This window comes from Sulfuricaulis sp. (assembly GCF_040901545.1).
In the GTDB taxonomy this organism is placed as follows: Bacteria; Pseudomonadota; Gammaproteobacteria; order Acidiferrobacterales; family Sulfurifustaceae; genus Sulfuricaulis.
The window spans coordinates 72,774-88,877 of record NZ_JBBDYL010000031.1 but is presented as its reverse complement, the minus strand read 5'-3'; the positions used below and the strand labels follow the sequence as shown (position 1 = coordinate 88,877).

Sequence of the window (16,104 nt, the reverse complement as noted above, 5' to 3'; positions counted from 1 at the left end):
CCATAACGCACGACCGTTCATAAGCCCGGCGCCGGTTCAAGCTTGCAGCGAATAATCTATCACCTCAAGCTGTGGCGCGAATACCGGTTCTTGAGGGAGCCAGACATGGAATACGCTGCCCTTGCCCGGCTCCGATTCCACCGTTATGTCGCCGCCGTAACGGTGTATGAGACCATAACTGATCGACAGACCAAGACCCGTTCGCCGTTGCGGGTCGGTGGTAAAAAACTGGTCAAAGATACGATGCAGCATTTCCGGCGGAATACCAATACCGTCATCCCGTACACTGATGACCACGCCCCGGTGATCCCAGTCTGCCGTGCTGATCTCAACGATTCCGCCCGGCGACACGGCATGATACGCGTTAATCGTCAGATTGATCAAAACCGCCTCGAGATCATAAGGATTGATCCGAATCAGCCGGGTTGCGGCAAGGCGCTGGCGGAATGTGATGGACCTTTCCTCCACCATATGTCGCACCAGGGGCACGGTATTTTTTATCAGCTGGTTAATCTCGACTTCCACCACCTCGCCGGTTTCCCGAGATGGCCGCGAGAATTGCAGTAACCGGTTGACAATATGGCGTATTCTTTCCACCTGCTGCATGATCAAATCAATTTCGGTCCTGACCGGGTCGATGGCCGAGCCGAGTTCAGTGGCCAGGATGTCCAGATTTCCCAGAATAACCGCCGTGGGATTGTGGATATCGTGTGCCACGCCGGCTGCCAACTCTCCAACGGCCGCAAGTTTTTCCGCCATCACCAGTTGTTGCCGAGTCTTGTGCAACAGATCCACTGTCGCCTCGAGATCGGTGTTCTTCATTTCCAGTTCATGTGTGCGTTCCTCGACCTTGGTTTCGAGCTCAGCCGCGGCCCGCTGAATTTCGCGGTTTCGTTGCTGCAACAAATCCAGCATAGAGTCGAATTGGCGCGCGAGTTCCCGGAGCTCGTCTCTCGAATCAATCTCACCGATACGCCGTTCAAGCCCCGCTTGCGTGGCCCGTACTACCGCCATCATTTGCCCGACCGGTTTGAGAATTCTCTTGGCGCCGCGATAAGCAACCCATGCCGACGCGCTGAACAGGGCCAGTAATATCAGCAAGTGCAACAGTGCCGCCCAATAATAAGCGCGCCGATACGGCGCTTCGAGAAAGCCCGCATGCAGCACTCCAACACCCCGATCATGCACGTCGAAGAGCGGCGCATAACCGGAGATATACCATTGACCTCCATGAAAACTCCGGTTCACCAGCATTTCACCGTTTTCCAGAACTTTTTGCCTAATTTCCTGGGCGGCACGCCCTCCGACCGAATCAGTTCCTTGCTGGTTCGGGATATTGCTGCTGACGGTAACGTCATCCAGCATAAACACCACGACACCTAGCCCGCCTGTCGGCAGCGTACCGGGGCCGTAAATCCGGTCACGCACGGCATTTACCACCTCGGTGTCGTTATTGATCATCACCCCGCCGTCCAATACCGCCATGAGGTTTCCCTGCTTATCGGTTACGGGATAAACCATGCGCAATATCAAGGCACGTTCCTCGAACACGGGTACGCGGGCTGGTTGCGGCGCTCGATAAATTTGCTGCACGGCATTTTCTTTAATGCCCAAACGCGCACGGGACAACAGGCCCGGGTCTTCGCGCCGGAGATTTTCCGCGGTGAAAACTTCCAATGACATGCCCGTCAGGCCGCGAACGGCGCGACTGGTAAGCGGCGTCGGTTTGCTACTGGCGTTTTTCTGTTGATTGCCCTCGAAGAGCCAGTTGCCCAGTTCGCCCGTGACGTGCAAAAAAGCAAAAGTCTGCTCCTTTTGCAATTGTTTCAAGGCACGAGTGATGGATGCTGCATCGCTATTACGGATCATTGCGCGGAATTCATATGAATCCGCCAACCGTTGGAGGGCGGCAAGATAACGTTCTCTCCCGACTTGTTGAATGGACTGCTGCGCGAGCGCCAGGTCTGCCTTGGCCTTGAGGAACAGGTTGTCCCGTGTGATGCCGTTAAACCAGTAAAAGGTGTATCCCAGCGTGGTGATCATCGCGAGGACGGTGGGGAGCAATACCAGGGCAAATAATTTATTGCGGAGTGATGATCCAATCCGTTCGCGGAATTTGACAAACATGACTCGCTACCGTTAACCCGCGGAAAGACAACCGGTGAATATCAGGATAATTCGGGCCAGGAGCGCAGCTTGCGTTCCATGGTTTTTCGCGAGATCCCCAGACGTCGCGCGGCTTCCGATTTATTTCCATCGGCCGCACTAAGGACCTGCAGCATGTGCTGTTTTTCAACCTGTTCCAGTGTCAAATCAGCGGAAAACTCAAGCGTAGTTTGGTTTGGGGTCGCGGATTCCGCCTGGCCGGAATTACCGGATATGGCCTCCCAGGGAAAACTACCGAGCAGCAACGCGCGCTCCACCAGGTTTTTCAATTCACGGACGTTGCCCGGCCAACGGTAGGATTGCAAGCGCGCCATATCATCCTGGCTGAAGGAAAACGGTTTGACACCCAATTCCAGGGCGAGGGATTGTGTAAAGATACCGACCATTTCCGGTATATCTTCAACATGATCTCTCAGCGGCGGGCATTTTATCGTCACCACGTTAAGACGATAATAAAGATCTTCGCGGAAGGTACCCGCTATCACCGCATCTTCAAGACAGCGGTTGCTGGCCGCGATAAGCCGAACATCCACGTTTATCTCCCGGTTGGATCCCACCGGACGGACCCGGTGGTTTTCAAGGACGCGCAGTATTTTAGCCTGCAACGGCGATGGCATTTCCGAAATTTCATCGAGAAACAACGTGCCACCGTTGGCAAAGCTGAACAGCCCGTCACGCGATTGATGAGCGCCGGTAAACGCGCCTTTGGTGTGGCCGAACAGTTCACTTTCAAACAAATCGGGCGAAATGGCCACGCAATTAACCGGCACGAATGCCCCTTCGCGTCCGCTAAGACGATGAATGGCGCTCGCCGCCAGTTCCTTGCCGGTGCCGGTTTCTCCTTCGATCAAAACCGAACTTGGCGTCGAGGCCACTCGCTTGATCATGTCGCTGACGGTTTTCATCGCCGAACTCCGGCCCAGTATTCCCGAATTCCCATAAAGCCGCTCGGAAATGTCATTTACTTGCCGGCGCAGTGTAAGATTTTCCCGAGCCAGCATGCGCCGCTCGAAACTGCGCTCGACTGAAGCCAGTATTTGTTCAAGACGGAAAGGTTTGAGAATAAAATCAGTTGCCCCCGAACGCAGTGCGCTGATTGTCGTGGTGAGATCGGCATAGGCGGTTATGAAAATGACGTCGACGGTATTTCCGCGGCGACGCAGTTCTTCCACCCATTCCAGACCCGAGCGATCGGAAAGCCGGATATCCACGATTAACAGATCAAAATGGCACCGCTGACGAAGCTCTTCCGCCGTCTCCACCGACTCAGCGACTTCGACCAGGCCGTATTCTTTGATGAGGGCGCGATGAAGGAAATTTCTGATCCCTGCCTCGTCATCAACCACCAGGATCGAACCGCTCCGTTTCGAAGGCAGTTCAGTCCGGGAGTATTTCTCGGACGGCAGGGATGACGCTTGTTGAACCGTGCTGATGGACATAATCTTTACGCCTCAATAAACTTTGTGACACAAGCGGTTCACTTACGAACTGTGGGCACACCAACCATCGGAAAATAACTCATGAAAATCAACAGAATCACAAAATCAATGCGACAATCTGACGCAACGCAGGATTAAGGTGCGCCAATTTGACGCGGTTGTCAAACTGTTGTGTTTCATGAAGTAAAAAGGCCCCATGTAATATGCATGAAAATGATCATAAAAAGAAATGGCACCGGAATTGCACTAACTGGAGCTAAAAAAGCACATCGTAAAGGAGATTCTCTTACAATTCACGTCTGCATTATGGCGCTTCCTGCTGCATGGCGATCCGCTATCCAGCATGGATCTTGAATCGCGAGAACGCACCCATTTATCTGATTCAACGATTCATTACGGAAAAAAGTGGCGTCGTCATTACCTGCCGTGAATTACAGCAGGCCGCCGCAATCGGGGATGGTCTTCTGCGATTGCATGACAGAAAATACATCTGGTGGATGATCTTTCCGACATGAATCAAGGATTTCCTGCAGCAGTCAACCGGGGGGTACGAGTGGAATCATGAATCCCTCCATGCCTTCACCTTCAACTTTCAGGCGGGAAATTACCGCGGTCATTCTCGCCGGCGGACGTGCCCAGCGGATGGGGGGAATCGATAAAGGGCTGGTAATTTTGAATGGCAAACCCATGGTCGAACATGTCATCAATGCCCTACGGCGTGAAGTCGATAATATTTTTATTAACGCAAACCGAAATCTTGAGCAGTATCGAGCCTTCGGTTTTCGGGTAATACCGGACATAATGGATGGATTTCAAGGTCCCCTCGCCGGTATGGCGAGCGGAATGCAGGCGGCCCGGACTAAATATATCGTCACCGTGCCATGCGACTCACCGCTCATCAGCGATGGCCTGGTCAGACGCCTGCATGAGGCCATGGAGCGCGAGAACGCGGATATCAGCAGCGTCCATGACGGGGACCGGACGCACCCCGTGTTTGCATTGATCCGATGCGTTCTGTTGCCTGACTTACTTGAGTTTTTAAACGCCGGTGAGCGGAAGATTGACCGCTGGTACGCCCGGCACCGGTTGGCCATCGCCTATTTTGATGACACACCCAATTCGTTTCTCAATGTAAACAGTCCGGAAGAACGTGCCGATCTGGAAAACAAACTGGTCGCGGAGCGAAACCAATAAATGCTGAAAAACACTGCCATTCCTATAGTGGGTTTTGCCGCCTTCAGCGGCGTGGGCAAGACAACGCTATTGGTAAAACTGGTGACCGCGCTCCGCCGCAGCGGATATCGTGTCGGCGTGGTAAAACACGCGCATCACAGCTTCGATATCGATGTACCGGGGAAAGACAGCTATGAGTTACGCAAGGCCGGCGCCATCCAGACTCTGGTGGGGTCGCGACATCGATGGGCGCTGGTCGTCGAAACGGAACCTGCTCAGGAACCGTGTCTGGAAGAACTGCTGCATCACCTCGACCAGTCATCTTTGGACTTCATTCTGGTGGAAGGATTCAAAGCCGAGCAATTTCCGAAGATCGAACTCCATCGTCCGAGCCTGGGGCACCCGTTGCTTTATCCCGATGACAGCTCGATTATCGCCATTGCCTCTGATGCTCCATTGGCGGTAAAAACAAGTCTGCCGAGACTTGATCTCAATCGACCGGAGGAAATATCCGAATTTATCGTGGGATTTCTGGATAAATCGGCAGGAAAGCCGGTTCATGCATCGAACAACCCGAAACGCAACTTATAGTACAGACAAAATCATGAGCGATGGCAAAACTTCTTCCCTCCCTGCTTGCGGCGACAAACAAGCTGCTTCCGCCCTGAGCGTGGATGAAGCACGAAAACGCATCGAGTCCGGTGTAAACCCTGTTTCCGGCGCCGAGAAAATCGCTCTGCGCAGCGCGCTGGGGCGTATCCTGGACGAAGATATCCGCTCTCCCATCAACGTTCCATCACACACCAATTCCGCCGTGGACGGATACGCCTTCGTTCATGCTGATCTGGCCGCTGCCGGAACGGCTGCGTTGCGCGTAATCGGAACGGCTTGGGCCGGAAGGCCGTTCGATGGCCATGTTCACGCCGGTGAATGCATACGCATCATGACAGGCGCGGCGGTCCCGGCGGGTGCCGACACGGTCGTGATGCAAGAAAATGTGCGAATCGAAAATAACATGATCCGGATCGGAACTGCCTTAAAAGAGGGAGAAAACATTCGTGCCGCCGGCGAAGATCTGGCAACAGGCCAAGTGGCGCTTACCAGCGGGAAACAGATTATGCCCCCCGAACTGGGCTTGCTGGCTTCGATCGGACTCGGGGAAGTATCGGTCAGACGGCGGATTCGCGTTGCCTTTTTTTCGACCGGCGATGAATTGCGCTCTATCGGTCAACCCATCACTGAAGGACAGATTTACGACAGCAATCGCTACACACTCTACGGGATGCTCACGCGCCTGGCCGTAGACATACAGGACATGGGTGTCATCCGCGACGATCGCGACGCCATCAAAAAGGCGTTTATCGAGGCATCGGAGAATGCCGACGTCGTCATCACTTCCGGCGGTGTTTCCGTAGGGGAAGCCGATTACGTAAAAGAAACGCTCGAGGCACTCGGTGAAATCGGTTTCTGGCAAATCGCCATGAAGCCGGGTCGTCCACTCGCTTTCGGACGAGTGCGGGGAGCGACATTCTTCGGTCTTCCGGGTAATCCGGTTTCAGTCATGGTGACTTTTTACCAATTTGTCGAACCGGCGCTGCGCCGAATGATGGGCCAAACCGGCACACATGCCGGGATGATGACCTACAAGGTTCGATGTATATCGAGATTTCAGAAAAGGCCGGGGCGAACGGAATTCCAGCGTGCCGTGCTGGAACGCGACGTCAGTGGAGATTTGATTGTCCGGGCCACCGGGAAACAAGGTTCGGGCATTTTACGCTCCATGAGCGAGGCCAACTGTTTTGTGATCCTTCCACAGGATAGCAATGCCGTTGAACCGGGAACAATTGTGGACGTGCAGCCTTTTTACGGCATGCTTTGAAGTTCACGGAGTTTTCAGGATTGACAATCCTAGACGCGAACAGAGAGGAACCATGACCTCACCTCCACGCTTCACTCCCGCACGCTGGCAGCTGGATTACCGGAGGCAACCGTGCAACCTGGTGGAGTTAATGCCGCGTCTACTTGAGTTGTAATTCTTGAAACATGGAACAATGCGTTTTTTCATTCTTCTAGGCCACTGCGTTCTCCAGCCTGCCGATACGATCAACGGTAACGACGACCACATCGCCTTTTTTTAAATATTTTGGCTGCTTGAACCCGGCACCCACTCCGGCCGGCGTTCCCGTGGCGATAATGTCGCCCGTCTCGAGCGTCATCGTGCGCGACAAAACCTCGATCAAAGTTGGAATATCAAAGATCAATTCAGAAATAAGCGCCTGCTGTCGCAATTCACCGTTCACGTGGGTCTGCAAGCGCGATGAACCGATATCCGGCACTTCATCGACGGTAACGAGAGCCGGACCCATGGGGCAGTAACCGTCGAGACTTTTCCCGAGAAACCACTGCGCATGGCGACGCTGCAACCCGCGCGATGTTATGTCGTTGATAATCGTGTAACCGTAAACATGCCGCATGGCTTCGGCGCGGGTAATGCCGCGCCCCCCGGAACCGATAATCACGCCGAGCTCGCCCTCGTAATCGGTGGAGGATTCCGGATCGAGCCATCCCGGAATCGGTTCGTTCGGTCCGATCACGGATGAGGTTGCCTTGGTGAAAAAAATCGGGACTTCGGGAATAATCTCCCCGGAATTGTCGTTCAGCACATTGCTCGATTGCAGTTCCCTGGCATGCTCGCGGTAATTCTTGCCAACACATAAGATATTTCGGCGCGGATTCGGCATCGGTGCGAGCAGACGTACTGCCGAGACCGGGACGCGTCCTGTCCCGCGCTTGATGGCAAGCCTGGCCTCGGTCAGTCCCGCGTTTCCCAGGGCAATGAACGACTGCATCGTATCCGGCAAGTCCGGCGCGGCTTGGGAAAAATCGGTAATTTCAGCGGATGAAGGATCGAGTATCCCGATACGACTCCGGCCAGCACTCTGGAAAGTAACAAGATGCATGCTGTTATATTAATTCAGCCCGGGAATGAAGCTTCGCTGTTATTTTTCCGGAGAGAGGGAACAGGGAGCTGGTCTACAATGTTCCTGGCACCGAAACTCTGCGCATATAACTTGAATAATACGCATCTGGCTTGGCGCGCGATAGAGTTCGAAGCGGGGAATTTAACGCCAATCGTACATGAATATCCCATCATCTCAAAGCACGATTTTCGTACCGGCGCCACGATTGCTGTCGACGCACCGGTTCATACCAGTCTGCGAGGATCGATTGATCAGAACCTAGAAGTAAAAAAACAATATCCCCAAGCCGGAACCAAGCCCACGCGTCACGACCTGTAATGACCTCAAAATCGACAGTCGCGCTGACAGGTGAGACTCTGGAATCTTTATTGTCGTTAACAAACGATTCGAACAAATTTCAACGATGTGAAACCCGGCGAGGCGCGTGCGCGCCCTTAATCCGATGCCCCGCCTGGCGTTGGATTTGTGTCATGACGCTATCGCCGATCACCCCGCAGAATTGCTCCCAGACCGGATGCATTTTCTCAACAAATGCGTCTCGCTCATCCTGAGTCAACTGTACAACCTTTACTCCATGGGCCTGCATAGCAGCCAAAGCCTCGGCTTCGGCCTTTTGCGCCAGTTCTCGCTGCCAGGGAATGGACTGACGAATCGTATTGTCAAGAATTTCACGCATTTCCGGAGACAGGTTATTGATAACCTGCTCTGATCCGAGTATCGCCATGGCACCCTGGGTATGTCCGTCAAGTGTCAAGTAGCGGTGATACCGGTGAATGCCCAACTGATAAATAGTCGGCAAGGGATTTTCTTGTACCTCGACGGCTCCCGTGCGTACGGCTTCGACCAGTTCGTTATAAGGCACTGCCTTCGGCTTGGCGCCCAGCGCATGGCACAGCGCCTTGAAAAGGCTGGATTCCATCACCCGTATTACCAGTCCACGCAAATCTTCGGGACGATGTATCGGCTGCTTGTTATTGGTAAAGTGTCGCGCTCCATAGTGCAAATAACCATAAGGAATCATGCCCAGCTGACGCAACGGATCGAGCAGACTGGTGCCCAGAGGTCCATCCAGAACCCGGAAGGCTTCATCCGCATTACGGAAGGCATAAGGCAGATCCAACGCGTTGAGCGCGGGCGCATAGTTTGCGAGCACGGCCGAGGTGGCGATACCCAGGGCGAACTCGCCGCTGCGCAATCCCCGCAGGATGTCCCGATCGCCAAGACCGGTTTGTTTGCCGGCGACTATTTCTCCCTTTAGACGACCTTTTGAGGCTTGCTCGATTTCTCCGGCTATCCGTATGAGCGTCTGGGCAATCGGATGCGTGGTTTCAAGCATTGTGACCAAAGGCAAAATCGTCCCGCGTCCACGCCGACGCACACGATGTTGGTGTGTCGCCGCAAAGCCGGATTTTATTTCATCGGCCAATACCCAAATGCTCTGGCTGGCCTGTGACACGCGCATCGCTTCAGAGGAAGAGGTGGTTGACGCGGCCGCAACTTGCTCCATGGCTTGGGTCACATCCATGGTGGCATGCGCCTGCTGATCAGCCGCTTCGGCGATTTGCCCGATTCGCCCACGAACTTCACTGACTCGCTGTTCAATTTGGGTAAAACTTTCACCGGCATATTCCACCAACTGCACACCGCTTTCCACATCACCGCTGATTGTTCTCAACACTCCGCCGGCGTCGTTGATTTGCTGCATCAATTGTTCGATCATCTTGCTGATTTCCGTCGTGGCGGCGGCCGTCCGTTGTGCCAGGTTGCGCACCTCACCCGCCACCACCGCGAAACCGGCGCCGTATTTTCCCACGCGCGCGGCTTCGATCGTTGCATTCAGCGCCAGCAGATTTGTCTCGTTGGCGACTTCTTCGATCACACCTACAACCTGACCGATCTGCAATTGCACCTTATCCAGGCTCTCGACCGCCCCGGCTGCCTTATCAACTGCCTTTGCCATGCGCTGGATCGCGGCGACGGCTTCCCGCGCGCGCTCCGATCCCGTGTGCGCCGTCTCGAACGCTTGCTCTGCTTCGTTTGAGACCTGTTGCGTATGGGTCGCTACTTCCTCAATCGAGGCCGACAGTTCTTCCATCGACGCGGCGACTTGTGATGTGCCTAACGCCTGTCCTTGCGAGCCGGCGGCTATTCGATCGGCTAATTCCGCCAGCGTTTGAGAAGTGGTCACCAGTTCGGGAACCATGCGTCCAATGACTTGCGTCCGTCCATCGCTCTGGCGGGTCATCCCGGCCATAAAGCGCAACCCCCAGTAACACAAACCCCCTGCACCCAGAACCGCAGCCGCGAGCAAAGTTATCCACCCGCCCCACAACGCCCAGATAATCGCCAGTACCAGGAATGTTCCGGCGATTCCGATTCCCCAAAACCACTTCCTCGAACTCAGGAACGAGGCTTGATCCATGTTTTCCATGACATTTTCAATTTTCACTCGGTGTGCTCCCCTGCCTGATATCGACAAGATTAATATGCAACTTATATGCCGAAAAATCGTGTAAGTTCATTATCTTGGCCATGTCTGCTCACGAGAAAAATTTGTATGAGTGACGAAATTGCTTCGCGACACTGACGGTCAACGCTGGACATGTGCCCTAGGGAAAGTATAGACACTGGATATTGATGTGAAATGGAACCGCAGGCCGCAAGACGCAGATAAGCAAAAACTGCTTATTACATTGATTTTATATGTTTTTCAGAGCGCGGCTTAAGAGAGCGCGCTCCAACATAAGGGGGAAATGAGCGGATTTCGGCTAAACAGACCTTAACTCCGCGGCCATATTCTCGCAGACCTTCTTGGCATCGCCGAAGATGAGCGCGCAGTTATCCTGGTAGAACAGCAGGTTGTCCACACCGGAATAACCCGGGCTCATGCTGCGCTTGATGAAGAACACCTGCCTGGCCTTATACACATCCAAGATTGGCATTCCGTAGATCGGGCTTGTTTTTTCGCTCTTTGCGGCGGGATTGGTTACATCGTTCGCCCCGACAACGATTACCACATCCGCCGTGGAAAATTCCGGATTGATTTCATCCATTTCAAACACGCGGTCATACGGTACGTCGGCCTCGGCCAGCAAGACATTCATATGTCCCGGCATTCGCCCGGCCACTGGATGAATGGCGAACCGGATGTTGACTCCCTTGCTTTCCAGCAGATCCATGAGTTCCTTCAACGCGTGCTGCGCTTGCGCCACGGCCATTCCGTAGCCCGGCGCGATAATCACCTTGCTGGCATTGGCCATGAGAAATACCGCGTCTTCCACGGAGGCGGTTTTGACTCTTCTGTCGGCCGCAACGGCGACCGCTTGATCACTTCCCCCGCCGCTTCCGAAACCCCCCAAAATGATCGAGACAATCGAGCGGTTCATGGCGCGCGACATGATGTAAGACAAAATAGCTCCGGAAAATCCGACCAGCGCGCCGGTTATAATCAGCAGATTGTTTTCCAGCGTAAAGCCGGTGGCGGTCGCGGCCCAGCCGGAATAGGAATTAAGCATGGACACCACCACCGGCATGTCAGCCCCACCGATGGGAACAATCAGCAGGACACCGAGTAACAACGCCAGCGCGAGCATTATGAAAAGTGCGAGCAGATTGTCGTGCATCACAAATTCGATTCCGCACGCCACCGCCACCAGGGAAACAACAAGATTAACCAGATGTTGTCCCCTGAAAACCAGTGGTTTGCCGGATATCAGCGCCTGCAATTTTCCGAATGCGACAAGCGACCCGGTAAATGTTATGGCACCGATGAATGCACCGATAAACAATTCAGTCATCAGCACCGGGTCCGGAGAACCGAGGACCGCGCGGTCATAATATGTGCCGACCGCCACCAGCACCGCTGTGAGCCCAACAAAGCTATGCAGCAAGGCCACCAGTTGTGGCATGGCGGTCATCTTTATCTTGAGTGCGATGACCGTGCCGATCACCGCCCCGATCACTACACCGGCGATTATGAAGGAATACGACTTCATCGCCGGGTTGAGCAATGTCGCCACCACGGCCAGAATCATTCCCGCCATGGCATAATAGTTACCGCGGCGCGCCGAAGCCGGGTGGGTCAGTCCCTTTAAGCCCAGAATGAACAGGGTCGCGGATACAAGATAGGCCAGTGCCAATAAATCGGTACCGAGTTGCATGGGAAAGTATTTATTTTTTCTTTTTAAACATGGATAGCATGCGTTGTGTCACCACGAAGCCGCCAAAGATATTGATCGAGGCAAATAGCACGGCCAGGAAACCGAGAAAATCGGCGATACCTCCTGTGCCGGCGCCCGCCACCAGAATCGCGCCGACGACAATAATGCCGGAGATGGCATTGGTCAGCGAGATAAGCGGCGTGTGCAGTGACGGCGTGACGCCCCAGATAACCCAGTATCCTACAAAACACGCGAGCACGAAGGCATACAATGCGGCCATGGTTTCTGACATGGTTAGCCGGCTCCTTTCTTTTTAGCCATTTTCGTTGTTTCGAAACGCACTTTAGCCTGATGGGTGATAAGGGTCATGTTGGTGATTTCATCGGCGAAAAAATCCCTGAATCGCAATTCACCGTCTTTGTCCTCGATCATCAGCATAAGAAAATTATAAAGATTGCGTGCGAAAAAATTGCTGGCGTCGCTCGGCATCAGGGCAGGAAAATTCGTGATCCCGCAGATAATCACTCCATGCTTGATCACGACCTGATCGGGAACGGTAAGCGGGCAATTTCCACCTGTCGCCGCGGCCATGTCGACAATGACAGCGCCTTCATGCATGCCGCGAACAGCCTCCTCGGTAATCAGCACGGGGGCCGGCATGCACGGTATCAATGCGGTGGAAATAATGACGTCGGCCTTCTTGAGTTCATCGGTCAGCATCTGCTCCTCTTTCTTGCGCGCTTCGGGAGAAAGCTGCTTGGCATAACCACCTTGGCCCGTTCCGGACTCTCCCAATTCGAACTCAATAAATTTCGCGCCAAGCGACTGTACTTGCTCTTTTACTTCAGGACGCACGTCATAGGCCCAAATTTGCGCACCGAGTCTCCGCGCAGTGGCGATCGCCTGAAGGCCGGCCACTCCGGCACCGATTACTATCACACGTGCCGGTTTGGCCGATCCGGCCGAAGTCATCATCATCGGTAAAAAACGCCCATAGAGCCGCGCCGCTTCCAGGACCGCGCGATATCCGGCAATCCCGGCCTGCGAAGAAAGCGTATCCATGGCCTGGGCGCGCGCAATGCGTGGTATCATTTCGAGCGCGAAGCTGTTTACGCCCTGGTCGGCCAGCGCATCGAAAGTGCCATCGTCATGACACATGTCGAGCATCGAGACCGACACCGAACCGCTTTTCATGTGTCGAATTTCATCAAATGTCGGTTTGTGCACCTTGAACACCACGTCGGCGGAGAGTGCGCTGACATGATCCACGATCTCGGCACCAGCCATACGATACGCGTCATCCGTGAAGTGGGCGCCTTCACCCGCGCGGTTTTCCACGGCAACCGCCAATCCCTTGGCCCGCAGTTTACGGGTCGTTTCCGGAGTCGCCGCCACACGGGTCTCACCCGGCATGATTTCTTTAGGTACGCCGACTTTCATCAATATTGACCTGTCAATTATCACCTGAACATGCTTTCTGCGGCCCAGCGTGAAACGGTGATGAATAAAGCCAAGCCGGGGACAGTCTCGATCTGGAGGAGTCAATTTTACCGGAGGATGCAACGTCGATACTTGGCATAATATCGATGGATACGGCCTTCCACTGGGCCGAATCACTAGAGGTTAACTTCATCGCGACCATAAGCTCCATATTCCTTGACCAATCACATCAAGACTAGAACCTATCTCAAAATACCCTGTTTCTGTTTTCGTAGGGTGCGTCCCACGCACCAATGGCTTCGTTTAAACCGTAGATCGGTGCGCAGGGCGCACCCTACATCGTTTTGAGACAGGTTCTAAATATTAATCACCCCTGGCAGAAACGGGATGGACGCTGGAGGACGCGGGATGGCCTTATTGCGTCCTCGGTAAAGATTTACCGGGTGACAGCGGGGCTACGCCCGCGCCGGGATTGCGGCACACCTGCTCACGCGCATTACCAAGCCAAGGCCCGCCATGAATCCACCGGTGCTGGTTTCTCCTTGCGCGCCTAATCGCGCTATACACCTTCCGGCCTATCCGGTTACAGCAAACCGGCGTTTCTCGCCCAGCGGTATTTGGCGCCGAGCACAGTAACCGGAATTTCCGTGGTGTAGGGGTACGCAACGATTTTACGATCGAATAAATAATCGCATGCCTGCTCCACCTGCACGTCACCGACGAGCGACGCCACGACCGGTTTATTGATTCCTTTTTGACGGCATTCCTCAACCACTTCTGCCAGGAGTTCGGCGAAAACCATCGGTGGGGTCACGATCGTATGCCAGTATCCCAGAATCACCGCATGAATGCGCTCATCTTCCAAGCCGAGCTTGATTGTATTTTTATAAGTGCTGGGCGGTTCGCCACCGGTAATATCGACCGGGTTGCCGGAGGCGCCAAACGGCGGAATAAATTTCTTGAACGCCTCATCCAGATCCTTCGGCATTTTCATCAGTTGCAACCCGTTATCCACACACGCATCCGATAGCAGTACACCGGAACCGCCGGCACCTGTGATGATGATCACGTTCTCGCCCTTCGGAGTCGGCAGGATCGGCAAACACCGGGCGAACTCCAGCATATCGCGCATGTTGTAGGCGCGTATTACGCCACTCTGGCGCAGCACATCATCGTAAATCTTGTCGTTGCCTGCCAGCGCGCCGGTATGTGAACTCGCGGCACGCGCGCCCATGGACGTCCGCCCTGCTTTCAGCATTATCACCGGCTTCTTTTTCGATACTCGACTCGCGATCTCGGCAAACGAACGCCCGTCTTTCAGGTCCTCCGCATGCATGGCAATCGCCTGAGTATTGGGGTCCTGCTCGAAGAAGGTAAGCAGATCATCCTCATCGATATCGGATTTGTTGCCCAAACCCACAATCGCGGATACGCCCATCTTGGCCGAACGACTAAACCCGATTATCGCCATGCCGACGCCGCCGCTCTGAGACGACAGCGCCACTTGTCCTTTGACATCGTAGGGGGTGCAGAATGTGGCGCACAAGTTTTTAGGGGTGTAATAAAACCCGTAAATATTCGGTCCCATGAGGCGTACGTTGTACTTGCGCGCCACCGCCACGACTTCCTTTTGCAGCTCCACTTCCCCGATCTCGGCAAAGCCGGAGGGGATCAGAATCGCGCCCGGAATCTTCTTATCGCCAACCTCAGCAAGGGCCTGTGCGACGAATTTGGCCGGGATGGCGAAAACGGCGATATCCACTTGCCCGGGTATGTCTTTAACGCTCTTGTAGCATTTTTTCCCAAGAATCTCGTCGGCCTTGGGATTGATCGGATAAATTGCACCTTGGTAACCGCCGTTGATCAGGTTCTTCATGACTGCATTACCTATCTTCCCTTCTTCCGAGGAAGCGCCGATCACGGCGACGGAATCCGGCTTCATAATACGATTCATCGCGCTCAGGATCTCTTCCTGGCTCGGACGATAACGCGGTATGGCCGGCGTGAAGTCGACAACAATACGCACGTCTACGGCCGTAACCCCATCCGGGCCGGCAAAAACCGGATTAAGGTCCATTTCGGATATTTCCGGAAAATCGGTCACGAGTTGCGAAACGTTCACTATCAGCGTGGATAAGGATTTGCGGTCTACGCCCCGCGCGCCACGCACACCGCGCAAAATTTGCGATGCGGCGATGCCGTCCAGCATGGACAATGCTTCTTGCTGGGTCGTCGGAGCGAGGCGAAAGGTCACGTCTTTTAACACCTCCACCAGCACGCCGCCCAAACCGAAAGCGACCACCTTGTCAAAACTGGGATCGGTCACGGCACCGATAATGACCTCCTGGGCTTCGCCCTTGGTGAGCATTTGCTGCACCTGAACACCGATAATCTCGGCATTCTTTTTGTAGGCCTTGGCGCTTTTGATGATTTTGGCATAGGCCTTTTCGACTTCGACGGGCTTGCTGAGGCCGACGATAACCCCACCGGCTTCGGTCTTGTGGAGGATGTCGGGCGAAACAATCTTCAGGACAACGGGGAAGCCCACTTTTTTTGCCAGTTTGGCCGCCTCCTTCGACGACGTGGCCAGCCCCTCTTTTGGCACCGGGATACCGTAGGCATTACAGACTTTTTTGCCTTCCGGAGCAGTCAAAGAGGATCGTTTCTCGGCCCGAACCGTATCCAATACTTTTTGAACGACAGTTTTTTTATTGCTCATGGTTATCCTCGCAAAAGAATTCATTC

Annotated in this window: 13 protein-coding genes; 5 read left to right on the top strand and 8 right to left on the bottom strand. The window is 54.2% G+C overall.

Translation table 11 applies throughout. The features are described 5' to 3' along the window. Window positions 1–36: 36 nt before the first annotated feature. A complete protein-coding gene (locus tag WD823_RS05600; protein WP_368428494.1) occupies window positions 37–2,127 on the bottom strand; it encodes an ATP-binding protein in 2,091 nt (696 codons plus the stop codon). 41 nt (window positions 2,128–2,168) lie between these two features. Beyond that, entirely contained in the window at window positions 2,169–3,605 is a 1,437-nt protein-coding gene (locus WD823_RS05595) for a sigma-54-dependent transcriptional regulator (protein WP_368428493.1), read from the bottom strand. 323 nt (window positions 3,606–3,928) lie between these two features. Here WD823_RS05595 and WD823_RS05590 point away from each other — a divergent pair, with 323 nt between their 5' ends. Genes WD823_RS05590 through glp form a run of 4 tightly spaced genes read left to right on the top strand, consistent with a single transcriptional unit; the run spans window position 3,929 to window position 6,657 of the window. Beyond that, window positions 3,929–4,120: a hypothetical protein gene (locus WD823_RS05590; RefSeq protein ID WP_368428492.1), complete on the top strand. Its 192-nt coding sequence runs from the start codon at window positions 3,929–3,931 to the stop codon at window positions 4,118–4,120. Window positions 4,121–4,166: 46 nt separating this feature from the next. Beyond that, window positions 4,167–4,799 (top strand): molybdenum cofactor guanylyltransferase MobA, encoded by a 633-nt coding sequence (gene mobA / locus WD823_RS05585; RefSeq protein ID WP_368428491.1) that lies wholly within the window; start codon window positions 4,167–4,169, stop codon window positions 4,797–4,799. Beyond that, window positions 4,800–5,369 carry a molybdopterin-guanine dinucleotide biosynthesis protein B gene (gene mobB, locus WD823_RS05580; RefSeq protein ID WP_368428490.1) on the top strand — a complete coding sequence of 190 codons (570 nt, stop codon included), beginning with the start codon at window positions 4,800–4,802 and terminating at the stop codon, window positions 5,367–5,369. Between the two features lie 13 nt (window positions 5,370–5,382). Beyond that, window positions 5,383–6,657 carry a gephyrin-like molybdotransferase Glp gene (gene glp / locus WD823_RS05575; protein ID WP_368428489.1) on the top strand — a complete coding sequence of 425 codons (1,275 nt, stop codon included), beginning with the start codon at window positions 5,383–5,385 and terminating at the stop codon, window positions 6,655–6,657. Between the two features lie 190 nt (window positions 6,658–6,847). Here the strand turns inward: glp and WD823_RS05570 are convergent, their stop codons facing one another. Next, a complete protein-coding gene (locus WD823_RS05570; RefSeq protein WP_368428488.1) occupies window positions 6,848–7,738 on the bottom strand; it encodes a fumarylacetoacetate hydrolase family protein in 891 nt (296 codons plus the stop codon). A 111-nt stretch (window positions 7,739–7,849) separates the two neighbouring features. On the opposite strand from WD823_RS05570, the gene WD823_RS05565 reads away from it, so the two are divergent. After that, on the top strand, window positions 7,850–8,077 hold the full coding sequence (locus WD823_RS05565; RefSeq protein WP_368428487.1) for a hypothetical protein: 228 nt from the start codon (window positions 7,850–7,852) through the stop codon (window positions 8,075–8,077). Window positions 8,078–8,156: 79 nt separating this feature from the next. On the opposite strand, the gene dctP is transcribed toward WD823_RS05565, so the two are convergent. The 5 genes from dctP to WD823_RS05540 form a co-directional block, all read right to left on the bottom strand. Next, window positions 8,157–10,208 (bottom strand): TRAP transporter substrate-binding protein DctP, encoded by a 2,052-nt coding sequence (gene dctP / locus WD823_RS05560; RefSeq protein WP_368428486.1) that lies wholly within the window; start codon window positions 10,206–10,208, stop codon window positions 8,157–8,159. 319 nt (window positions 10,209–10,527) lie between these two features. Beyond that, window positions 10,528–11,919 (bottom strand): NAD(P)(+) transhydrogenase (Re/Si-specific) subunit beta, encoded by a 1,392-nt coding sequence (locus WD823_RS05555; protein WP_368428485.1) that lies wholly within the window; start codon window positions 11,917–11,919, stop codon window positions 10,528–10,530. A gap of 10 nt (window positions 11,920–11,929) precedes the next feature. Continuing rightward, window positions 11,930–12,211, bottom strand: a complete 282-nt coding sequence (locus tag WD823_RS05550) for a proton-translocating transhydrogenase family protein (RefSeq protein WP_368428484.1) — start codon at window positions 12,209–12,211, stop codon at window positions 11,930–11,932. Between the two features lie 2 nt (window positions 12,212–12,213). Further along, a complete protein-coding gene (locus WD823_RS05545; RefSeq protein ID WP_368428483.1) occupies window positions 12,214–13,359 on the bottom strand; it encodes a Re/Si-specific NAD(P)(+) transhydrogenase subunit alpha in 1,146 nt (381 codons plus the stop codon). Window positions 13,360–13,942: 583 nt separating this feature from the next. Further along, window positions 13,943–16,078 carry an acetate--CoA ligase family protein gene (locus tag WD823_RS05540; RefSeq protein ID WP_368428482.1) on the bottom strand — a complete coding sequence of 712 codons (2,136 nt, stop codon included), beginning with the start codon at window positions 16,076–16,078 and terminating at the stop codon, window positions 13,943–13,945. Window positions 16,079–16,104: the final 26 nt, after the last annotated feature.